This is a genomic window from Pseudomonas sp. GL_091, assembly GCF_057837725.1.
The window spans coordinates 2,147,659-2,169,407 of record NZ_CM174451.1 but is presented as its reverse complement, the minus strand read 5'-3'; the positions used below and the strand labels follow the sequence as shown (position 1 = coordinate 2,169,407).

Sequence of the window (21,749 nt, the reverse complement as noted above, 5' to 3'; positions counted from 1 at the left end):
CGACCGGGGCAGTGTAACGGAAGCTCAGGCGGATTGGCGTGATTGCAGACTGCGCCCGGCCAGCAGTGATAACACGCCATCAATCACCCGCGGGTCGGCCAACACTCGCTGATGACCACCGTCTTTCAAACGCAACAAGCGGCTGTCGAACCACGCTTCGTGAATCAACTGGGATTCCTTCACAGAGACAAGGTTGTCGTCTTCGGCGTGGACAATCAGGCCGGGCATGTCGAGTTGATAGTGCGCGACATCCAGCGTCGCGGCTCGCATGCCGACGTCTTGCTCGACCTGGCGAATGAATGCCGAGCGGGCCTTCGGTGGCAACCCGACATAGCGGGCAAAACCACGCAACACGCCGAGAATTCGCGCCGGAGCGGCAATGGTGACCAGGGTTTCGGTGCGTAAGCCCAACTGGACCGCGAGCATCGCACTGGCGCCGCCCATGGAGTGGCCGATGACCGCTTGCAGGGGTGGCAGTTCGGCGGCCGCTTCAAGCATGGCGCGGGCGAACAGCACCACATTCGCCTCACTGCCCGGTGAGCGACCGTGGGCCGGACCATCCAGGGCCACGACCGAGTACCCGGCATCGACCAGCGCGGTGATGAGGCTGGCAAACTGCGTTGGCCGCCCTTCCCAACCATGCATCAGCAAGACTGCCGGGCCCTGCCCCCAGCGCAAGGCCGAGAGACCGAAACGCAGGGTAATCCGCTCAGACTTCGCCAACAGCGGCAGCTCCCAGTCACGCAGCGGCAGATCCCGTGGCGTCATGAACGCCTGTCGCATTTTGCTTGCGACCAGTTTCGGGGCAAACCAGCCCAAGGTGCCATTAACGCCACGAACCCACTTTAACGCGCTCATCGCATTCTCCTCAGGCCGCAGCCTTCAGGTCAACGCACTGCCGATTTGGCGGCGCGCAGTAATCGATCGGACAACTCTCCCGGCCCCAGCGCCCGCGCCAGAGCCAGCCCACCCACCATCAAGGCCATGTCGGCCAGGGCTTTTTCGGTTTCTTCAGGGCTGGCCGCCAACTGCGCGACCATCAATTCCACATGCTCATTGAGCGCGATACGAAACGCTTCCGGCAGCCGCCCCAGTTCGCCGACCGATGCCGGGATCGGACAGGCCGAGTCGGAGGAATCACGGTGCTTGCGCGACAGATAAAACGCTGCCACCAACGCGCGGCGCTCTTCGCCGGTCAACTGCGCATCCATTTCGGCAATCAGGTCGCGGCGGTGACCGAGCAATTGCCTGAACGCCTCGAGCATCATCGCGTCCTTGCTTTCGAAGTGGGCGTAGAAGCCGCCGACCGTCAGGCCCGCCGCACCCATCACTTCGCCCACACTTGGCTCGGCCGGGCCGCGCTGAATCAGCGCTGCGCTGGCAGCCTTGAGGATGCGTTCGCGGGTTTGAGCTTTTTTATCGTTCATCGTTGCCTCCGAATATTACGATTGAAATATTATTCTCATAATAAATTTTAGCAAGTCATGGATGTGACCGCTGGTCTGAAGAACAGTTTTTTTGGAAATGGAGGAATTTGGCCAAACGCCAGACAAACAAAAGGGCCATTCAATAATTGAATGACCCTTATAAATCCCGCAGAGCGGGTAATCGTGGCGTCCCCTAGGGGACTCGAACCCCTGTTACCGCCGTGAAAGGGCGGTGTCCTAGGCCACTAGACGAAGGGGACACAAACCCTTCTATACAACTGATCAGTGCTGAGAGCTGATCGATTCAAGGCCGGTGTGGCCAGACCTTGAACTGTAAAATTGGTGGAGCTAAGCGGGATCGAACCGCTGACCTCCTGCATGCCATGCAGGCGCTCTCCCAGCTGAGCTATAGCCCCGGATTTTTCGCCTCGCGGCGGAGCGACATCTTGCAACATCGCTTCTGTAAAACTGGCGTCCCCTAGGGGACTCGAACCCCTGTTACCGCCGTGAAAGGGCGGTGTCCTAGGCCACTAGACGAAGGGGACGCAAACCCTTCTATACAACAGACCAACGCTGAGTGTTGATCGCTTCAAGGCCGGCGTGGCCAGACCTTGAAGTGTAATTTGGTGGAGCTAGACGGGATCGAACCGTCGACCTCTTGCATGCCATGCAAGCGCTCTCCCAGCTGAGCTATAGCCCCTCATCGTTGATGTCATCGCTGAGGACGGGGCGAATCTTAAGGGCGTATCGAAAGCCTGTCAAACTTATTTTTCAAAAAATTTAAAATTTTTTGCCGACATAACAACCACTTACCGCCCTCCCCCCATAAATTCGGGGGAAAACGCCGGAGGACAGGAACAAAAGATCCCGGCCTCCGACGGCTACCGCAGAGTCAGGCGTGCTCAGGCGATAGCGCCCAGCAGCTTTTCCCACTCTTTGTTTTCTTTCTTCGACACGCCGCCCAGCAGGTCAATGGCCTGGCGCAGACGGAAACGGGTCAGGTCCGGCCCGAGGATTTCCATCGCATCGAGCACCGACACCGAACTGGCCTGGCCGGTGATCGCAGCGAACATCAGCGGCATGGCATCACGCAGCTTCAGCTCCAGGGATTCGACCACCGCCTGAATGGTCGCGGTGATGCTGTCCTTCTCCCACTGACGCAGGCTTTCGAGCTTCCACAGGATCAACTGCATCAACTGGCGGACCTGATCGCCCGAGAGCTTCTTGGATTCGAACAGCTTGGCATCGGGGTTCACGCCACCGGCAAAGAAGAACCCGGCCAGCGGTGCCACCTGGCTGAAGGTTTCGACGCGGCCCTGCACGTGCGGAGCGATCTTCATCATGTATTCGGAATTGAACGCCCACTTCTGCACGCGCGTGGCGAACTCTTCCACCGGCAGGTCACGCAGCCATTGGCCGTTGAGCCACGACAGTTTCTCGATGTCGAAGATCGGCCCGCCGAGGGACACGCGCTTGAGATCGAAGTTGTCGACCATTTCCTGCAACGAGAACTTCTCGCGCTCGTCCGGCATCGACCAGCCCATGCGCCCCAGGTAGTTGAGCATCGCTTCCGGCATGAAGCCCATGCGCTCGTAGAACGTCACCGAGGTCGGGTTCTTGCGCTTGGACAGCTTGCTCTTGTCCGGGTTACGCAGCAGCGGCATGTAGCACAGCTCCGGTTGCTCCCAGCCGAAGTACTCGTACAGCAGGATCAGCTTCGGTGCCGATGGCAGCCACTCTTCGCCGCGCAATACGTGGGTGATGCCCATCAGGTGGTCGTCGACCACGTTGGCCAGGAAGTACGTCGGCAGGCCGTCGGTCTTCATCAGGACTTGCATGTCCATGCGGTCCCACGGGATTTCAACGTCGCCACGGAGCATGTCCGGCACCACGCAGACGCCTTCGCTCGGTACTTTCATCCGGATGACGTGGGGCTCACCAGCCGCCAGGCGACGGGCAACTTCTTCCTTGGACAGCAGCAGCGCGCGGCCGTCGTAACGCGGGGTTTCACCGCGAGCCATCTGCTCGGCGCGCATCTGGTCCAGCTCTTCGGCGGTGCAGAAGCACGGGAAGGCATGGCCGAGCTCCACAAGCTGCTGGCAATACTTCTGATAAATATCGCCGCGCTCGCTTTGACGGTACGGACCGTGCGGGCCGCCGACGTCCGGGCCTTCGCTCCAGTCGATCCCCAGCCAGCGCAAGGCGTCGAAAATCTGCTGTTCGGACTCGCGGGTCGAACGCAGTTGGTCGGTGTCTTCGATCCGCAGGATGAACTCACCGCCGTGCTGCTTGGCAAAGCAGTAGTTGAACAAGGCGATGTAGGCGGTACCTACGTGGGGATCCCCGGTAGGCGATGGCGCGATGCGAGTGCGGACGGTGGTCATGGCATGTCTCGAAAGGAATAAAAGCGAAGTTCAAACAAGGCGCGAATGGTAACAGGCGACACCCGCCCGGCTCCAGTGAACAGGGCATTTAAGCCAAGGTTGCGTCTGTAACGCCCGTATGACGCGGTGAATGGCCGAATATCGGCCAATGGCATTTACCGTTAATCGGCTGTATGCCAGATTTGCCTGCTGATAACTTCTCTTACAATTTCTCGACTACAGTTTGCCTCATGCCTGCCCAACTCAAGCGTCGCCTGTCCTTTTTCCTGCTGATCATCCTGTTGATTGCCGGGGGCCTGTTCGCCCACTGGTTCTTCAAGGGGCGCTTTTATGAAAGCACCGACAACGCTTATGTCCAGGGCGAGATCACCCGTGTGTCGAGCCAATTGGGCGCGCGCATCGATCAGGTATTGGTGCAGGACAACCAGCATGTCGAGAAAGGCCAGTTGCTGGTCAAACTCGAAGGCGACGATTTCCGCCTCGCCGTCGACCGTGCCAACGCGACCCTCGCCACCCGCGAGGCCGAACGCCTGCAAGCCCAGAGCAAACTGACCCAGCAGGCCAGCCTGATTGCCGCCAGCGAAGCGCAAGTCGCGTCCAGCCAGGCCAGCCTCGGTCGCTCGCAGATCGACCTGACCCGCGCCGAGACCTTGCGCAAACCCGGCTATGTCTCGGAAGAACGCGTGACCACCCTCTCCGCCGAATCCCACATCGCCCGCTCGCAAGTGGCCAAGGCCCAGGCGGACGCGCAAAGTCAGCGTCAGCAAGTCAACGCACTGAACGCCGAGATCAAACGCCTTGACGCGCAGATCGCCAATGCCAAAACCGACCTCGCCCAGGCCGAACTGAACTTGACCCGCAGCGAAATCCACGCGCCAATCAGCGGCCTGATCGGCCAGCGTGCAGCCCGCGAAGGCCAATACGTGCAGGCCGGCGCTTACCTGTTGTCGATCGTGCCGGACGAAGACATCTGGATTCAGGCCAATTTCAAGGAAACCCAGATTGGCCACATGCAGCCTGGCCAGGAAGCCGAACTGACCTTCGACGCCTATAGCGACACCCCGATCAAAGCCCGGGTCGACAGCCTGTTCGCCGCCTCGGGTGCGCAGTTCAGCCTGTTGCCGCCGGACAATGCCACGGGCAACTTCACCAAAGTCGTACAACGGATTCCGGTAAAACTGACCTTCGCCGCGGACAATCCGCTGCGCGGCAAGATCCGCCCGGGCATGTCGGTCACCGCCAAGGTGAACATCAAGGACGCCCCTGAAGATGTCATCCCCAAAGTGAGCCACAAAGACGCCCCTGACGATGGCCGGTGATCAACTGATCCGCCCGGTCGGCGAACCGACCCGGCGGGACTGGATTGCGGTGATGAGCGTGATGCTCGGTGCGTTCATGGCGGTGCTGGACATCCAGATCACCAACTCCTCGCTCAAGGACATCCAGGGTGCGCTGTCGGCGACCCTGGAAGAAGGTTCATGGATTTCCACCTCGTACCTGGTGGCGGAAATCATCATGATCCCGCTCACCGCCTGGCTCGTGCAGTTGCTGTCGGCCCGGCGCCTGGCGGTGTGGGTGTCCCTCGGATTCCTGGCCGCGTCCCTGCTCTGCTCCATGGCGTGGAGCCTGGAAAGCATGATCATGTTCCGCGCCCTGCAAGGCTTTACCGGTGGCGCGCTGATTCCGCTGGCGTTCACCCTGACCCTGATCAAGCTCCCGGAACACCACCGCGCCAAAGGCATGGCCATGTTCGCCATGACCGCCACCTTCGCGCCCTCCATCGGCCCTACTCTTGGTGGCTGGCTGACCGAGAACTGGGGCTGGGAATACATTTTCTACATCAACATCCCGCCCGGCCTGATCATGATCGCCGGACTGATGTACGGCCTGGAGAAAAAAGAAGCCCACTGGGAATTGCTGAAAAGCACCGATTACGCCGGCATTCTCACCCTCGGCGTCGGGCTTGGTTGCTTGCAGGTGTTTCTAGAGGAAGGCCATCGCAAGGACTGGCTGGAGTCGAACCTGATCGTGACCCTGGGCAGCATCGCGCTGGTCAGCCTGATCAGCTTTGTGATCGTGCAGTTTTCCAAACCCAATCCACTGATCAATCTCGGCATCCTCGGCAACCGCAACTTCGGGTTATCCAGTATTTCCAGCGTCGGGATGGGGGTCGGGCTGTACGGCTCGATCTACCTGCTGCCGCTGTACCTGGCGCAGATCCAGAACTACAACGCCCTGCAGATCGGTGAAGTGATCATGTGGATGGGCGTGCCGCAGCTGTTTCTGATCCCGCTGGTGCCCAAGCTGATGAAGTTCGTCTCGCCGAAATGGCTGTGCACGCTGGGCTTCGGGCTATTCGGGCTGGCGAGCTTCTCTTCGGGCGTGCTGAACCCGGACTTTGCCGGGCCGCAGTTCAATCAGATCCAGATCATCCGCGCCCTGGGCCAACCGCTGATCATGGTGACCATCTCGCTGATCGCCACCGCCTACATCCTGCCCCAGGATGCGGGATCGGCCTCGAGCCTGTTCAACATTCTGCGCAACCTCGGCGGCGCCATCGGCATCGCCCTGCTCGCCACGCTGCTGGATGCGCGGACCAAGGTTTACTTTGACTACCTGCGTGAATCCATCGTGCCGAGCAATCCGCAGGTGGCTGAACGGATCGCCTCGCTGGCTGATCGGCTGGGCAATGAAACGGCAGCACTGGGCAAACTCAGCGAGATCGCCCACCAACAGGCGTCGATCATGGCCTATAACGATGCGTTTCATTTTGTCGGGATTGCGCTGGGGATCAGCATGGTGGCGGTGTTGCTGACCAGGAAATTGCCGGAGGGGTTGAAGGCTGGCGAGGCACACTAGTCAAGTATTGTGGCGCCAAGACTGGCCCCTTCGCGAGCAGGCTCGCGAAGGGGCCAGCACATTCACCGCAGATCTCAGACCGTCAACAACCGCTCACGCAACTTGGCAACCTCGTCGCGCATCTGCGCCGCGGCCTCGAACTCCAGGTCTCGGGCGAGCTGGTACATCTTCTCTTCCAGGGCTTTAATGCGCTTGGCGATCTCGCCCGGCGAGCGCAGTTCGGCTTCGTACCGGGCGTTTTCCTCGGCGGCCTTGGCCATGCCTTTGCGCTTCTTGCTGCGCGAACCCGGCACGGTGGCGCCTTCCATGATGTCGGCAACGTCCTTGAACACGCCTTTGGGGGTGATGCCGTTGGCCAGGTTGAAGGCGATCTGCTTGTCGCGACGGCGCTCGGTTTCGCCGATCGCGCGCTCCATGGAACCGGTAATGCGGTCGGCATACAGAATCGCCCGGCCATTGAGGTTACGCGCCGCCCGGCCGATGGTCTGGATCAGCGAGCGCTCGGAACGCAGGAAACCTTCCTTGTCGGCATCGAGGATCGCCACCAGCGACACTTCCGGCATGTCCAGGCCTTCACGCAGCAGGTTGATGCCCACCAGCACATCGAAAGTGCCGAGGCGCAGATCGCGGATGATCTCGACCCGCTCCACGGTGTCGATGTCCGAGTGCAGATAGCGCACACGCACGCCGTGATCCGCCAGATAGTCGGTCAGGTCCTCGGCCATGCGCTTGGTCAGCGTCGTGACCAACACCCGCTCCTCGACCGCCACGCGCTTGCTGATTTCCGACAGCAAGTCATCGACCTGGGTCAGTGCCGGGCGGATCTCAATTTGTGGGTCCACCAGCCCGGTCGGGCGCACCACCATGTCAATGACGCGCCCGGCGTGCTCGGCTTCATAGTTGCCCGGGGTCGCCGAGACGAAAATCGTCTGCGGGCTGATGCGTTCCCATTCATCGAAACGCATCGGCCGGTTGTCCAGGGCCGAAGGCAGGCGGAAACCGTATTCCACCAGCGTCTCTTTACGCGAGCGGTCGCCCTTGTACATGGCGCCAACCTGCGGAACGCTGACGTGGGATTCGTCGATCACCAGCAAGGCATCGGCCGGTAGGTAATCGTAAAGGGTTGGTGGCGCCGCGCCGGCTTCACGACCGGACAGATAGCGCGAGTAGTTTTCGATGCCGTTGCAGTAACCCAGTTCGAGGATCATCTCCAGATCGAAACGGGTGCGCTGCTCCAGGCGCTGGGCCTCCACCAGTTTGTTGTTGGAGCGCAGGTATTCCAGGCGCTCCTGCAATTCCACTTTGATGCCTTCGACCGCGCCCATCAGGGTTTCCCGTGGCGTCACGTAGTGGCTCTTCGGGTAGAAGGTGAAGCGCGGCAGTTTGCGAATGACTTCGCCGGTCAGCGGATCGAATGCCGACAGGCTTTCCACTTCATCGTCGAACAGCTCGATGCGGATCGCCTCGAAATCGGACTCCGCCGGGTGGATATCGATCACATCGCCACGCACGCGGAAGGTCGCACGGGCAAAATCCATGTCGTTGCGGGTGTACTGCAGGTCGGCCAGGCGTCGCAGCAATTCGCGCTGATCGAGCCGGTCGCCGCGATCCACGTGCAACACCATCTTCAAGTAGGTTTCCGGGCTGCCCAGACCGTAGATGCAGGACACCGTGGTGACGATGATCGCGTCCTTGCGCTCAAGCAATGCCTTGGTCGCCGACAAACGCATCTGCTCGATGTGATCGTTGATCGAAGCGTCTTTCTCAATGAAGGTGTCCGAGGACGGCACGTAGGCTTCCGGCTGGTAGTAGTCGTAGTAGGAAACGAAATACTCCACCGCGTTGTTCGGAAAGAACGCCTTGAACTCCCCGTACAACTGCGCCGCCAGGGTCTTGTTCGGCGCCAGCACCAGGGTCGGGCGCTGCACTTGGGCGATCACGTTGGCGATGCTGAAGGTCTTGCCCGAGCCGGTCACACCGAGCAGCGTCTGGTGCGCCAGCCCGGCTTCGATACCCTCGACCATCAGGCGGATGGCTTCCGGCTGATCGCCGGCGGGCTCGAAGCGGGTGACTAGCTGGAATTCAGACATGAAATACCTCTGGATCACTCTTGCCGGTAAAACCGGCACGAACGAGAAAGACCGCAAACGACCGACTGTCGCCCGAAGAAAAAACTGGATTGTGCTCAATGTGGAGCCGATTGCCAGCGCTTTCAAGGCAAACGTCCTACATCGCGCAAAACCTTTGCCGACGCCATTCGACTAACGGTCGATAAATAATCGGAAAAACTTACCCGAAATGCTGATTCGCCTGTCGCCAGCCATCGCCGATGGCCTCTATACTAGCTCCCCGTTTGTGCACCGCTCTAGTGCATTCGGCTGGAGCGCGACACGTCCCTCCACTCTCCATTCAGAGCCGCCGCAATAATGAGCCTGTTCTCCGCTGTCGAAATGGCACCACGCGATCCAATCCTGGGCCTCAACGAAGCATTCAACGCCGATACCCGGACCAACAAAGTCAACCTGGGGGTCGGTGTTTACTGCAACGAGGATGGGCGAATTCCACTCCTGCGCGCCGTTGTCGAAGCCGAAACCATTCGCGCCGCTCAACACGTTTCCCGTGGCTACCTGCCAATCGACGGCATCGCCGCCTACGACCAGGCCGTGCAAAAGCTGCTGTTCGGCAATGACTCGCCGCTGATCGCCGCTGGCCGCGTCATCACCACCCAGGCCGTTGGCGGTACTGGCGCACTGAAAATCGGTGCCGACTTCCTCAAGCAACTGCTGCCGAACGCCGTTGTGGCGATCAGCGACCCGAGCTGGGAAAACCACCGCGCACTGTTCGAAACCGCCGGTTTCCCGGTACAGAACTACCGTTACTACGACGCCGCGACCCACGACGTGAACCGTACCGGCATGCTGGAAGACCTGAACGCGCTGCCAAACGGCTCGATCATTGTGCTGCACGCCTGCTGCCACAACCCGACCGGCGTGGACCTGAGCCCGGCGGACTGGAAAAACGTCCTGGAAGTCGTTAAAGCCAAAGGCCACGTGCCGTTCCTCGACATGGCGTATCAGGGCTTTGGCGATGGCATCGACGAAGACGCCGCTGCCGTACGCCTGTTTGCTGAATCGGGCCTGACTTTCTTCGCTTCCAGCTCGTTCTCCAAGTCGTTCTCGCTGTACGGCGAGCGCGTGGGTGCCCTGTCGATCGTCAGCGAATCGAAAGAAGAAAGCGCGCGCGTGCTGTCGCAAGTCAAACGCGTGATCCGCACCAACTACTCCAACCCGCCGACCCACGGTGCCAGCGTTGTCGCTGCCGTACTGAACAGCCCGGAACTGCGTGCCCAGTGGGAAGCCGAACTGGCCGAAATGCGCTTGCGCATTCGTGGCATGCGCACCCAGATGGTCGACCTGCTGGCACAAAAAGCGCCTCAGCGCGATTTCAGCTTCGTCGGTCGTCAGTGCGGCATGTTCTCCTACTCCGGCCTGACGGTTGAGCAAGTTCACCGTCTGCGCAACGAGTTCGGCATCTACGCCCTGGACACCGGCCGCATCTGCGTGGCTGCGCTGAACCAGAGCAACATCAAGGTTGTGACGGACGCTATCGTCCAAGTCATCTGATTACGCCTTGAAATGAAAAACGGGAAGCCACTGGCTTCCCGTTTTTTATTTGTTGCAGATTAATCTCAAAGCGCTGGCTCTGCCCTCTAAACTCCACAGGCTTGTATACACCCTGGAATTCCTGCGAGAACCCACATGAAAAACGATGACCTGCGCGCCGACCGCGATGACCTGGATGACCTGGATCACTTCACCCCCCGCGCCCCGACAAAACGCGGCAACAACCTGGTGATGCAAGTGGCCGCCGGTGTGTTTCTCGGCGGCCTGGCCCTGTGGCTGGTGCAATTGGGTGCCACGGCGCTCTACGCCAAACTGATGCTTGGCACGATTACCTTCGGCGGTTAAGCCAGTTCGGTCGCACGCTGGCTGGCAGCGTCGTCGTAGGCGACATACAGCGATTCAGCGACCTGGCTCTTGATCGCTTTAGTGCTTTCCAGGCCAAGGACAAAACCTTCGGCCTTGCCGCCAGCACGGTTCAATGCTTCAGCCGTGCCGGCCTGTGTGATGGCGTCGAACAACTTTTCGGCGTGAGGGCCGACACCTTTGGGCAGGCTGATCTGGGAAATGCTCATGGGTGCACCCCGTGGTGTAGAGGTGTGAGGGTCAAATGATTCATGGCGCGTACCTTTTCGGCGAATGGCCGGCAGCGCGTGTCACCACTTCCGGGCGGCCATGGTAGACCTCTGGGGCGATCCTGGTAACCGCCAATCGCCGCTAAACCACCGCCCGTCCCGATGATTCGCTCAAATTGTTATTCGATGCTTGACTTCCCTTTTTGAATCAGTAAGATACGCGCCATTCCGCGATAGCTCAGTTGGTAGAGCAAGTGACTGTTAATCACTGGGTCCCTGGTTCGAGTCCAGGTCGTGGAGCCAGACAGCAACATCGAAAAGCCCCTGAATCGAAAGATCCAGGGGCTTTTTTGTGGCCGGAATGTAGGAGCGAGCTTGCTCGCGATGGTCGTTAACGAAAGCGCGTACTACTTGGTAAACGCGGCGTTCTTAAGTCCATCGCGAGCAAGCTCGCTCCTACAGTATCCCGAAGGACGCCTTTACTAATCAGACATGCTCACTGCTTTTCGCGTGCGCTGCCCGTGGTTCTGCCACGCCATGTTCCGATTCCAGCACCGGAATCTCCTTGCCGTCGCAATCATGCAGCTTACCGTCGCTGAAGTAGTCCCCTTCACGCAACGCCGCCAGATCCTGATAACGCAGCACCCGCTCGGTACCGGCCGCAAACACCGATTGCTGGTCGGAGTTACCGGCGGTGAGGTGGTTGAAGGTCAGGTTCAGCACGATGGCCATGATCGCCGAGGAACTGATGCCCGAATGGAAAATGGTCGCGAACCAGCTTGGGAAGTGATCGTAGAAGTTCGGTGCCGCGATCGGGATCATGCCGAAGCCAATCGAGGTCGCGACGATGATCAGGTTGACGTTGTTGCGGTAGTCGACCTTGGACAAAGTACGAATGCCGCTGGCTGCGACGGTGCCGAACAGCACGATGCCGGCGCCACCCAGTACCGAGGTCGGTACGGCGGCGATGACCCGGCCCATGAACGGCAGCAGGCCGAGGAGCACCAGGAACAGACCGCCAGTGGCCACCACGAAGCGGCTCTTGATGCCGGTGACCGCCACCAGACCGACGTTCTGGGCGAAGGCGCTCTGGGTGAAGGAACCGAAGATCGGCGCGAACATGCTCGACAGCATGTCGGCGCGCAGGCCGTTGCCCAGGCGCTTGGAGTCAACCTTGGTGCCGATGATCTCACCGACGGCCAGAATGTCCGCCGAGGTCTCCACCAGCGTCACCATCACCACGATGCACATCGACAGGATCGCAGCGAAGTGGAAGGTCGGCATGCCAAAGTGGAACGGCGTCGGGAAGCCGAACATCGGGCCCTGGGTCACGGACGAGAAATCCGCCATGCCGAGGAACACCGCGATAATCGTACCGACCACCATGGCCAGCAGAATCGACAGGCGGGAGATGGTCGCACTGCCGATTTTGCTCAGCAGCAGCACCAGCACCAGCGTTACCGCCGCCAGACCGATGTTCGCCATGCTGCCGAAGTCCGGCGCATGACTGTTGCCGCCCATGGCCCAGCGCGCGGCTACCGGCATCAGCGTCAAGCCGATGGTGGTGATTACGATGCCGGTCACCAGCGGCGGGAAGAACCTGGTGATACGCGAGAACACCGGGGTTATCAGCAAACCGATCAGGGACGCCGCTATCACCGCCCCCAGCACCGACTGAAACCCGCCCTCCCCACCACTGCTGACAATCGCCACCATGGTCGCGACGCCGGAGAAGGATACGCCCTGTACCAGCGGCAATTGACAACCAAAAAACGGTAAACCCAGGGTTTGCAGCAGTGTTGCCAGCCCCCCCGCAAACAATGAAGCAGCAATCAACAAACCGATGTCCGCCGGCGAGAGCCCGGCCGCCTGGCCGATGATCAATGGCACCGCGACGATACCGCCATACATGGTCAGAACATGTTGCAGGCCATAAGCCATATTCGCGCCGATCCCAAGATTTTCGTCCTCGGGCCGTTGGTGTGAAACATGGGGCGTTTTCATGGAGGGGGTTCCCTGGTTTTTGTTATTCGCACACTGTATTCAATACTCGGGACAAATGTCTATAGAGTTGTATACAACTTATCAGTCACAAAATGGATACTTGTCCATTTCCGCCTGCCACCTACCCTCCTGGCCCCGCCAAAAACCTTGAAATACATCCCTCGCTGCCCACCCCCGGGGTGCTGACTAGTCTTTTGAATTCCTGGCGACCATCGGTAAGGCCTGCCTCTTCTATATACATATAAAGTATGCATAATGAAGCCATTCGAAATTCAGTTCCACAAGGCAAAGAACGCAGCCAACAAACTCAAGCACCAAGGCATCAGCCTCGCAGAGACTGAACCGGTATTCCATGACGAACGAGCGCTGACCATCGAGGACAACCACCATGATGAACAACGCTGGATCACCCTGGGGCTGGATGCCAAAGGCCGGTTGCAGGTCGTCGCGTACACCCACCGCGATCCGAATTTCGTTCGAATCATTTCCGCGCGCATCGCCACCAAAAGCGAGCGCAGTCAGTATCTGGAGGCATGACCGATGAAAGATGAATACGATTTCAGTAACGCCAGGCGCGGGGCCGTGGTGCCCGCCAAAGGCAAGACCCGCATTACCATCATGCTCGATGACGCTGTCATCGAAGCCGCCCGGGCCCTGGCAGAAAACGAGGGGTACGGTTACCAGACGGCGATCAACAATACGTTGCGCCGGGCCCTGCTCAACGAAGGCAAGAGCGCACACCTGAAACAAACCCTCACCCCTGCCGAACTCAAGGGCCTGGAGCAGAAACTGGCAGAGGCCTTGCGCGAAATCCAACGGGTGATGGAGCCGGGTGTTCGGCCCTGAAACACCAAGGGCCGATCAATCGATCAGCCCTTTGCGATGTCTACGATCAGCCAGCTATTGCGGCGCTGCGATCAATCGTTCCAGAGTCCGCGCCAATTGCGCCTGTTCCGGTACGCGAATGCCGAACTCGCTGCCCAGCAAGCCAATCAATTCCTGAACATCCGTCACCTCCCGTCGCTCGCTGTCATGGCCAATCCGGTGAATCGCGAAGCTGCCATTGTTGAGCGTACGCCGCCAGCCCTCCCCGGTGCGCGCCACCATCAACTGCTTGACGAAAGACGACTCGGGGTGGGTCGAGACGTACCAGTTGCCCACCGCAAAATCGATATCTTCCTGGCGTTGCAGATCGAAGATGTACATCGCTCGCCACTCGCCCGCAACGTTGGCGCGCAGGGTAAAACCGTCAACGTGCAGGTCAATGCGATACGGCTCGTGCGGGGTGAGTTGTTCGGCGCGGGAATCGAGCAACAGGGGCGCGGTCGGCACCATGCCGCCGAAGCCGACGTCGGTGATGTAGCGCACGTCATTGATGATGACCAGGCTCAGGCGATGGGTCCGGGCAGTCCAGGCGCCCTCCGGCTGGCCCATCACCACCCGGCCGCTAATGGCACGGGCCTCGAAACCCAATTCCTGAAGCAAGGCCAGGAACAGGTTGTTGAGTTCGTAGCAGTAACCACCACGACCGCCATGCAGGACTTTCTGCTCGATAGACGGCAAGTCGATCAGCACCGGTTCGCCGGATAATGTGGTGAGGTTTTCAAACGGGAAAACGCCGGTATGGCGCAATTGCAGTTGGCGCAAGGTTTCCAGGGTCGGCGCCGGAGGTGTATCGAAGCCCAGGCGTCGCAGATACAAAGCACGGTCAGTCAGGCGTGGCTCGCTCATCGTTCAATCCTTTTGCACGCAAGCGGCGGATTGCTCCGCCAGTGGCCGTTATGTATACGGGATTAAGCACTGCCGCCGACAATTGATTTAGCCAATCACCGGAAATGAAAAAATTCTACTGCGCGTGCGCAGCCCTACACACCAGCATCAGGTAACGACTCATCTCTGGAGACGACCATGATGAACATCAGAATGACTTCGCTGCTCTTGGCGGGATTGTTGTCGACAACGCCCCTGGCTACGTTTGCGGCGTCCGGCACTGGCACTGGCGCGACCGGTACGGCACCCAGTGCAACCCGCAACTCAAACATGCTGCCAGGCAACAACAGACCCAGCGCACCCTCGGGTGACTACAGCCGCAGTCATGGCCCCGGCACGTCAAGCGGCAGCACCGGCGTCAATGGTCCTGGTAGTGGCGCGGGCGGCGGCACCGGTGCGCCCGGTGGCGGAACCGGCGGTGCTGGCGGCGGGACGGGTAGCTGGACAGGCAAAAGCCGCCAATGACGTGCAGTCATTGGCGGCTTTTGTTGCCTGAGGCTTACATCGGCTTGACCGCCGGCGGGTTCCATTTGCCATTCAGCGCCTCGGCTTTCGGGCCGTACAAACGCATGGTCAGGTTGAACGGCCCTTTGGGTGCCGGCAGCCAGTTGGCCTCCAGGTCCTTGCCGGGGCTTTCGTTCTGGAAATAGAGGTCCAGCGAGCCATCGGCGTTGGCCTTGAACGGCATCCAGCTACTGACCGCAAAACGATTGAGTGAGTTGGCGACCTGGAACCCCTCCGGGTCATACAGGGTGATCGACCAGAAGGCGTTCACCGGCGGCGCCTCGCCTTTCTTGAAATGCAGCACGTACTTGTTTGCACCCTCGAGCGGCTTGCCGTTGCTGTCGCCGATGTTCAGCGGATAAATCGCGTCCTCGGGCAGGTTGGCACCGAGCCCCATCTGCGTGACGATGGCGCGCTTGAGGTAGTAGTTGCCGTAGACGCCCATGGTGTCGGTGTTCATCGACCAGCCATTGACCTCCCGTGCCAGGGTCGGCACTTTCCAGGTCATCAAGGCTTGCGCATCCTGGGGCACCGTTTGCAGCGCGGCCTGGATTTTTGGGTCCAGTGCGTCCATGTTGAACGGCTTGCCGGCTTCGATGCCGATCCGTTTGAGCTGCGCCAGCATGGGCTGATCGGTGCTGTGCGGCGGGTTCACCTTCAGCAGTTCGGCAGCGTAAGTGAAATAATGGGCAGCCGACATGGAATCGACCTGAATCTTCGGCGGCGTTTTCATGTCCACCGCCGGGTCGACTTTCACGGTGACGGCCTCAGGTTCCTTGCCCAACCGGGACAACGGCGTCACCGTGTAGCCGGCCTGGATCTTGTGCACCGCCGCGTAATCCGCCGCGCCATCAGTCTTGGTCCGGCCGATGATCCAGACAAAGGGGGTGGGCGCCGGCAGGTGACTCATCCCGGCGGGCACCGTGCCGTTCCACCCCGGCGGCGTCACCAGAAATTGCCCGGCCTCGGTGCCCGTGGTGCGCCAGCCCGGCGAAGCGAACACGTCAGTCCACATATCCAGCATCGGCAACAGGTAGAAGCGCCCGTCGGTATCGGGCGCGGCGATCACCAGCGGTTCCTTGGTCAAGTCCAGCCAGGCAATTGAATACAAGGTGTCGAAATTGGAACGCACCACCCCTTTGAAATCGGCAGGCGGGTACTGCGGCACACTCACAAACATGTTCATCGGGCCTTTGCCGAATTCCTTGCCCGGCTCGATGTTGGTGAACTGCTTGCGAGTGAGGTCCATGCTCAGCAGCGGGTAAAAATAGATGTAGGCATCCACGCCGATTGCGTGAGCTTCTTCGGCGGTGATTTTCGATTGCGCGTGGCTGGCCAGCGGGAAGATGGCAGCGGCTGCGACGGTCAGAGCAACGGCTGTCAATGTTGGAGGTAGCAACATGTTGGCGATCGTCCGTGCGAGGGGGAGCCTGCCGGGTTCGGCAGCGCTAACGGAACTCTAGACGATCAATTCCGCCAGGCCCGGGAGACAGACCACCGGCAGCAAAAGCACTTCAACGGTCGGAACGCATCAACGCCTCGACACCGCCGGCCATCGACAACGTTGCCACGCGGTTTCGCCCCGAATGCTTGGCCTGATACAACGCTGCATCCGCCCGTTCGACAAACACGTCCATGCTGTCACGCCCCGACGGCACAAACGAATAGCAACCCAGACTGACCGTCACGTAACCGTTGGGCGAGCCGGTGTGATTGATGTGCTTGTCGATGACGCTGCGGCGGATCTGCTCGGCAATCGTCATGGCGCCGTGGATGTCGGTGTCCGGCAGCAGCACCGCAAACTCTTCACCGCCGTAACGCACCGCCAGATCGGCCTTGCGGTGGCAGCAACTCTTCAGCGCGCGTGCCACTTCGGCCAGGCAGTGATCCCCCACCACGTGGCCGTAGGTGTCGTTGTAGCGCTTGAAGTAATCGATATCGAGCATGATCAGGCTCAAAGGGCTGGCCTGCCGGGCGCCGCGCCCGAACTCGATGCCCAGCGCCCGCTCGAACAGTCGGCGGTTGGCCAGCCCGGTCAGGCTGTCGTGGGTGGCGATCAGCTCCAGTGCTTGCTGGGCCCTGCGCAAATCCGACTCGACCCGCTCGCCAACACGCACCTGATGCAGGAACACCCACCCGAACAAACCCACGACCAGCAACACCAGGGCAACGATGAGGCTGGAGCGAAACGCCGTGTCGTACCAGCCCGCGAGAATGGTCTCCGTGGACGACGCAGCGGCGACCACCAACGGATACGCCTCCAGCTGGCGGTAACCGTACATGCGTGTCACACCGTCGATGATGGACGTGAACATCGCATTGCCGGAGGTGGCCAGCGGCAGGAACTTCTGGAAAATCTCGCCCTGGGCCAGCGACACGCCGATCTGCGCCTCTACGAAAGGTCGACGCGCCAATAACGTGCCATCGGTCAAGCCGAGAAACATCGAGCCGTTGTCGTCGAGGCTGAAGCTTTTGAAGAACTGGTCGAAGTACGACATCTTGATGCCGGCCAGCAACACGCCCTGGAAATGGCCGTTCCTGTCGTTGACCCGCTTGGAAATCGGAATGATCCACTCGCCGTTTTCCCGACTGCGGATGGCCGGGCCGATATGCGCCACCGACGATACGTTCTGTTGGTGGTACTTGAAGTACTCGCGATCCGCGACCCCGGCCCCCCGGGGCAGGTTCTCAAACGAGGTCACCACCCACTGGCCCTTCTGGTCGAACAGCAGGATGCCGTGCAACTGATCCAGCGCCAGCACCCGCCGGGCGAAGGTCTGCTGCAAGCGTGGCCGTTGGTCCGGGCCGAAACCGTCGACCTGAATCCAGTCCACCAGGCTGGTCAGCACCAGGTCGGCCTTCATGAAGGTGTCTTCGGCTTGCTGCGCCATGGCCCGCGTCAGGTTCGAAGACGCCACTTGCGCCTGGCTCAGGTCATGGCGACGGGACTGTTCCAGTTGCAGGTAAAGCAAACCGCACAGGCACAGACACACCGTGGCAATGAACAATACCGCGGCCTTGCGCAGCGGTATGCGTTTCAATGCGACGCCAGGGGCGTGGTCGGGGTCGTTAAAGCGAGTGGGCAAAAGTTCATCCTGTCGGGGGGCAAGGCATGGGCAACGAGCCAAAGCCCTCAGTCTTTGTGGGCCGTAGTTTACGGGGTTATCCGCGATAAATGGGCGACCACTTGCCCAGTGGTCGCACTGGCCCGGCGGTGCTGGCCGAGCACAACGTCCGCGCCCTGCCTGTGCCACAAACATGACCCAGGGCAAGCGCTGCCTGCGCGTCTACGAGCTACGATTAGACTGACCTCAATACAGGGAATCGACATGAGCAAGGCAGACGAACTCGCCGCAAAATTGAAACAGACACGGCTGACCGGCGCGGATCAGGCGATCGATGGCTGGCCGGGCCAGGTCTACGAACTGTATCAACGGATAGAGACCTGGCTGCTGCCCTTGACCGAAGCGGGCCTGGTCCTGCGGCGCAACCCCACCCACGTGTTCGAGAGTCACCCCGATGGCGACGCTTACAACTACGCCATCGACCAGTTGGTGATCACCGGTAACGAGCACAGCATTACCTTTGACCCGGTTGCACGCTTCACCGCCGATGGCGAGGGTCGGGTCGAGATCCACACGCAAGGCAACGAACTCGCCCTGTTGCGCACCGTGGACGAACACGGTGAAACACACTGGTGGCTACAAACGATCGAGCAGGCCACCGCGCAGCTGGATGCGGTGGCGCTGACGGAAACCGATCTGCTGGCAGTGGTGCAACAAGGGTTGGCGCTTTAGGGAGGTAGCTGAATACCGCCCCCCTGTAGGAGCGAGCTTGCTCGCGATGGTCGTTAACGATAACGCGTACTTACTGGCTAAACGCGGCGCTCTTGAGTCCATCGTCGGAACGCCGCCCGGAGCAAGCTCGCTCCTACAGTGTCCGGGTCTAGTCATTACGGATTGTTCTGCCCCGTCACCACCAGCGGTACCTCTGCGCGACGCAAGTCCAGAGCGGGCAACTTCGTAGGCTGACTCAAGCCCTGCAGCACCCTGGCATCGTAATCATAAATGTCGGGCTTGAACGTCACCCGCCCGTCTTTGCTCAGGTCCACGGTCCAGTAAGCCAACAGCACCGGCACTTTCACCGGCAGCAGGACGTTCTCGGTCCTGCCATTGGCCAACTGCTTCTGGATGCCGGCGCTGTTCCAGCGCACCGGGTCGTTGAACAACAGCTCGACCAGTTGCAAAGGGTTTTCCACGCGGATGCAGCCTGAACTGGTGGCCCGGACCGTTTTGGCAAACAGCTCGCGGTGCGGTGTGTCATGCAGGTAAATCGCATAGTCGTTGGGGAAACGGATCACCACCTGCCCCAGCGAACTGTCGGGACCGGCATCCTGACGCAGGTGGATGCCTCGCGGGTTGCTCCAGTCAACGCTCGACGGATCGAGCACATTGCCTTCGCGATCGAGCACGCGAATCCGGTTGGCCGCCAGATAGCCTGGATCGTTCTGGACTTTTGGAATCACGTCCTGCTTGAGGATGGTCGGCGGCACTGTCCAGGTCGGGTTGAACGTGATGTAGGTGATTTCGGCCTGGAACACTGGCGTACTGCGCACCGGTTTACCGACTTGCACCCGCGAACGCCAGATCGGCAGACCGTCGCGGTACATCGCCACCTTGTATCCGGCGATATCGACGATCACGAACGTGCCCTGAAGCTTGTACAACAGCCAACGGGCGCGCTCCATGTTGACCCGCACCTGATCGATCCGCGCCTCGACCGGCACGTTCAGAGCTGCCAGCGTCGCCGCCCCCGCCACGCCGTCGGCCCCCAGGTATTGCTCAGCCTGATACTTCTTCACCGCGGCAATGACCTTGTCGTCGTAACCGGCTTTTTTCGACAGGTGCGCATCCAGGTACCCGCCCGCCACCAGACGCGCGCGCAATTGTGCAACCGCCACCCCGTCCATGCCGGGCTTGAGCGATTGCCCTTCGGTGACTTTCGGCCAGCCGCCCGCAGCGTGCACCTGGCGCAACCGGGCCAGGCCTTCACGCAAATTGCGGTAAATCTCTTCCTGAGGCGGTGCATCGGCGAATGCACGCGCCACGTCGTGGGCATCGAGGGCATCGAGGGCGACAAACAGTTTGTTCATGTCCTCGTGGGCATTGCCGCCGGCAGGATCGAAATTCCAGTGAATGTCCAGCCGCGACGGATCGACTTTACCCCGTCGCAGTTGCAGCAGCGCGGTAATGAACGTGTGGGTTGCCGCCATGTCGAACATCGCCCGTTGCGCCGTGGAAGGCATGGCCGCTACGAGCGCTTCATGGGCCTGCGCCAGTTCGGAGATGCGGAAATCCGCCGGATTCAGGCCGTCGATCCGGGTGTTTTCAAGGCTCTTGAGTAACTGGGCCACGTCACGCTCATCCGTCCACGCGGCGCGATAGTTGCGATGCATATAGAAATCCAGCACCACCCGGCTGACATCCACACGCTGATGGCGCCTGGAGGTGAGCAACGGCGGAAAGGCCGAGTGCAGCGGTTCCAGCGTCGCCTGAATCGCCTGGCCGACCGCGTCGTCGGGCGCCGCGGCATCGATTGCGCTGCTCGCCGCAGATACCGGCTCAATCGGCGAAGTTTGCCCAAACGCCGCACCGCTGATCAGAAAGCCCATAAAAAATATGCGGCTTATGACGAATGACCTTGTTAATTGCATCATGGATAATCCTTAATCCTCCGTTTCAAACGGCTAGCTTTCCACTCGCTGCTAGACTCGAAATTATCATGATGAGACCCGACTATGGCGCTAAACCGCTTTGGCCTTTTATTTGCCATTTTACTGACGTGCCTTTCAGTAACGTCAGCCTACGCCGATTCGCTTGAAAACGCGCTGGTCAAAGCAGCACCCGGCGCCGACGCCAAAGTGATTGCCCTGGCCGTTCGTGCCACCCAATGCAGCCGTGCCCAAGGTGTCGCCCCCGCCCAAAGACTGGCGGTGATCGATTACTCCCTGCCCTCGACCGAACAACGCCTGTGGGTCTTCGATCTTAAACGGCGCAAGTTGCTGTTTCACGAACTGGTCGCCCATGGTCGCAACAGCGGTGAAAACATGGCCACGCTGTTCTCCAACCGCAATGAAAGCCACGCCACCAGCCTCGGCCTGTTCCGCACCCAGGAAAGCTACCTCGGCCAGAACGGTTACTCGTTGCGCATGGAAGGCCTGGAGCCCGGCTTCAACGATAACGCCTATGACCGGGCCATCGTCATTCACGGCGCGCCCTATGTCAGCCCGGTGCTGGCCCGCGCCAATGGCCGCATCGGCCGCAGCCTGGGTTGCCCGGCCGTCAGACCGGCGATTGCCCATCGGCTGATCGATTCGATGAAGGACGGGCAGTTGTTGTTTTCCTACTACCCGGACCAACGCTGGTTGAAGTCGTCTTCCTACATCAACTGCGGCGGCGACACCGTGGCCTCAAGGGAAAAGCCCACTTCAAACCAGAAAGCGACGCCCAACCTGTCAAAACTGTAATCCCCGCCTCAGCCTGCTGAAAGGCACCGCCCGCTAGCCTCGTCGACAAGTTCAACAGGCTGACGGGCGGAACACACGGC

General features: G+C 60.3%; 20 protein-coding genes and 5 tRNA genes. 11 read left to right on the top strand and 14 right to left on the bottom strand.

What is annotated here, in order from left to right:
• Nucleotides 1–24: 24 nt before the first annotated feature.
• From AC3ITY_RS10015 to gltX, 7 genes are all read right to left on the bottom strand, one after another.
• On the bottom strand, nucleotides 25–858 hold the full coding sequence (locus AC3ITY_RS10015) for an alpha/beta fold hydrolase (protein ID WP_223535178.1): 834 nt from the start codon (nucleotides 856–858) through the stop codon (nucleotides 25–27).
• A 29-nt stretch (nucleotides 859–887) separates the two neighbouring features.
• Nucleotides 888–1,427 (bottom strand): TetR/AcrR family transcriptional regulator, encoded by a 540-nt coding sequence (locus AC3ITY_RS10010; protein WP_223535177.1) that lies wholly within the window; start codon nucleotides 1,425–1,427, stop codon nucleotides 888–890.
• A 184-nt stretch (nucleotides 1,428–1,611) separates the two neighbouring features.
• Nucleotides 1,612–1,687 (bottom strand) — tRNA-Glu (locus AC3ITY_RS10005).
• An 80-nt stretch (nucleotides 1,688–1,767) separates the two neighbouring features.
• Nucleotides 1,768–1,843 (bottom strand) — tRNA-Ala (locus tag AC3ITY_RS10000).
• 53 nt (nucleotides 1,844–1,896) lie between these two features.
• Nucleotides 1,897–1,972: transfer RNA gene (locus AC3ITY_RS09995), tRNA-Glu, on the bottom strand.
• Between the two features lie 79 nt (nucleotides 1,973–2,051).
• A tRNA-Ala gene (locus AC3ITY_RS09990) sits at nucleotides 2,052–2,127 on the bottom strand.
• 202 nt (nucleotides 2,128–2,329) lie between these two features.
• Entirely contained in the window at nucleotides 2,330–3,811 is a 1,482-nt protein-coding gene (gene gltX / locus AC3ITY_RS09985; RefSeq protein ID WP_223454270.1) for a glutamate--tRNA ligase, read from the bottom strand.
• 230 nt (nucleotides 3,812–4,041) lie between these two features.
• On the opposite strand from gltX, the gene AC3ITY_RS09980 reads away from it, so the two are divergent.
• On the top strand, nucleotides 4,042–5,130 hold the full coding sequence (locus AC3ITY_RS09980; RefSeq protein WP_223454268.1) for an HlyD family secretion protein: 1,089 nt from the start codon (nucleotides 4,042–4,044) through the stop codon (nucleotides 5,128–5,130).
• The gene (locus AC3ITY_RS09975; protein WP_263287350.1) at nucleotides 5,120–6,670 is read left to right on the top strand and encodes an MDR family MFS transporter; all 1,551 of its coding nucleotides are present in this window, start codon (nucleotides 5,120–5,122) and stop codon (nucleotides 6,668–6,670) included. Before AC3ITY_RS09980 ends, AC3ITY_RS09975 begins: the two co-directional genes overlap by 11 nt.
• A 74-nt stretch (nucleotides 6,671–6,744) precedes the next feature.
• Here the strand turns inward: AC3ITY_RS09975 and uvrB are convergent, their stop codons facing one another.
• A complete protein-coding gene (uvrB, locus tag AC3ITY_RS09970) occupies nucleotides 6,745–8,760 on the bottom strand; it encodes an excinuclease ABC subunit UvrB (RefSeq protein WP_489308765.1) in 2,016 nt (671 codons plus the stop codon).
• Here uvrB and AC3ITY_RS09965 point away from each other — a divergent pair.
• From AC3ITY_RS09965 to AC3ITY_RS09955, 3 genes are all read left to right on the top strand, one after another.
• Entirely contained in the window at nucleotides 8,759–8,935 is a 177-nt protein-coding gene (locus AC3ITY_RS09965; protein WP_489308764.1) for a hypothetical protein, read from the top strand. The two genes, uvrB and AC3ITY_RS09965, sit on opposite strands and share 2 nt — an antisense overlap.
• A gap of 161 nt (nucleotides 8,936–9,096) precedes the next feature.
• The gene (locus AC3ITY_RS09960; protein ID WP_489308762.1) at nucleotides 9,097–10,293 is read left to right on the top strand and encodes an amino acid aminotransferase; all 1,197 of its coding nucleotides are present in this window, start codon (nucleotides 9,097–9,099) and stop codon (nucleotides 10,291–10,293) included.
• A gap of 135 nt (nucleotides 10,294–10,428) precedes the next feature.
• A complete protein-coding gene (locus AC3ITY_RS09955) occupies nucleotides 10,429–10,638 on the top strand; it encodes a hypothetical protein (protein WP_347907606.1) in 210 nt (69 codons plus the stop codon).
• Here AC3ITY_RS09955 and AC3ITY_RS09950 read toward each other — a convergent pair.
• The gene (locus tag AC3ITY_RS09950) at nucleotides 10,635–10,865 is read right to left on the bottom strand and encodes a hypothetical protein (protein WP_007978659.1); all 231 of its coding nucleotides are present in this window, start codon (nucleotides 10,863–10,865) and stop codon (nucleotides 10,635–10,637) included. The genes AC3ITY_RS09955 and AC3ITY_RS09950 overlap by 4 nt on opposite strands.
• A gap of 227 nt (nucleotides 10,866–11,092) precedes the next feature.
• Between AC3ITY_RS09950 and AC3ITY_RS09945 the strand changes: the two genes are divergently transcribed.
• Nucleotides 11,093–11,168 (top strand) — tRNA-Asn (locus AC3ITY_RS09945).
• Between the two features lie 183 nt (nucleotides 11,169–11,351).
• Here the strand turns inward: AC3ITY_RS09945 and AC3ITY_RS09940 are convergent.
• A complete protein-coding gene (locus AC3ITY_RS09940; protein WP_489308759.1) occupies nucleotides 11,352–12,869 on the bottom strand; it encodes a nucleobase:cation symporter-2 family protein in 1,518 nt (505 codons plus the stop codon).
• Between the two features lie 255 nt (nucleotides 12,870–13,124).
• Here AC3ITY_RS09940 and AC3ITY_RS09935 point away from each other — a divergent pair, with 255 nt between their 5' ends.
• Both AC3ITY_RS09935 and AC3ITY_RS09930 read left to right on the top strand, forming a co-directional pair.
• Nucleotides 13,125–13,406 (top strand): BrnT family toxin, encoded by a 282-nt coding sequence (locus AC3ITY_RS09935; RefSeq protein ID WP_489308757.1) that lies wholly within the window; start codon nucleotides 13,125–13,127, stop codon nucleotides 13,404–13,406.
• A gap of 3 nt (nucleotides 13,407–13,409) precedes the next feature.
• Nucleotides 13,410–13,715 (top strand): BrnA antitoxin family protein, encoded by a 306-nt coding sequence (locus tag AC3ITY_RS09930; RefSeq protein WP_489308755.1) that lies wholly within the window; start codon nucleotides 13,410–13,412, stop codon nucleotides 13,713–13,715.
• A gap of 54 nt (nucleotides 13,716–13,769) precedes the next feature.
• Here the strand turns inward: AC3ITY_RS09930 and AC3ITY_RS09925 are convergent, their stop codons facing one another.
• Nucleotides 13,770–14,600, bottom strand: coding sequence for an arylamine N-acetyltransferase family protein (locus AC3ITY_RS09925; protein ID WP_489308753.1), 831 nt, complete (start codon nucleotides 14,598–14,600; stop codon nucleotides 13,770–13,772).
• A gap of 177 nt (nucleotides 14,601–14,777) precedes the next feature.
• On the opposite strand from AC3ITY_RS09925, the gene AC3ITY_RS09920 reads away from it, so the two are divergent.
• Nucleotides 14,778–15,104, top strand: coding sequence for a hypothetical protein (locus AC3ITY_RS09920; RefSeq protein ID WP_489308751.1), 327 nt, complete (start codon nucleotides 14,778–14,780; stop codon nucleotides 15,102–15,104).
• A 34-nt stretch (nucleotides 15,105–15,138) separates the two neighbouring features.
• Here the strand turns inward: AC3ITY_RS09920 and AC3ITY_RS09915 are convergent, their stop codons facing one another.
• Both AC3ITY_RS09915 and AC3ITY_RS09910 read right to left on the bottom strand, forming a co-directional pair.
• Complete coding sequence (locus AC3ITY_RS09915) at nucleotides 15,139–16,545, bottom strand: DUF1254 domain-containing protein (protein ID WP_489308749.1); 1,407 nt, start codon at nucleotides 16,543–16,545, stop codon at nucleotides 15,139–15,141.
• 112 nt (nucleotides 16,546–16,657) lie between these two features.
• On the bottom strand, nucleotides 16,658–18,229 hold the full coding sequence (locus tag AC3ITY_RS09910) for a sensor domain-containing diguanylate cyclase (RefSeq protein WP_489308747.1): 1,572 nt from the start codon (nucleotides 18,227–18,229) through the stop codon (nucleotides 16,658–16,660).
• 243 nt (nucleotides 18,230–18,472) lie between these two features.
• Here AC3ITY_RS09910 and AC3ITY_RS09905 point away from each other — a divergent pair, with 243 nt between their 5' ends.
• Complete coding sequence (locus tag AC3ITY_RS09905) at nucleotides 18,473–18,940, top strand: hypothetical protein (protein ID WP_489308745.1); 468 nt, start codon at nucleotides 18,473–18,475, stop codon at nucleotides 18,938–18,940.
• A gap of 155 nt (nucleotides 18,941–19,095) precedes the next feature.
• Here AC3ITY_RS09905 and AC3ITY_RS09900 read toward each other — a convergent pair whose 3' ends face one another.
• Nucleotides 19,096–20,859 (bottom strand): L,D-transpeptidase family protein, encoded by a 1,764-nt coding sequence (locus tag AC3ITY_RS09900; RefSeq protein WP_489308743.1) that lies wholly within the window; start codon nucleotides 20,857–20,859, stop codon nucleotides 19,096–19,098.
• Nucleotides 20,860–20,940: 81 nt separating this feature from the next.
• On the opposite strand from AC3ITY_RS09900, the gene AC3ITY_RS09895 reads away from it, so the two are divergent.
• A complete protein-coding gene (locus tag AC3ITY_RS09895; RefSeq protein WP_489308741.1) occupies nucleotides 20,941–21,669 on the top strand; it encodes a murein L,D-transpeptidase catalytic domain family protein in 729 nt (242 codons plus the stop codon).
• The last annotated feature ends 80 nt before the right edge of the window (nucleotides 21,670–21,749 follow it).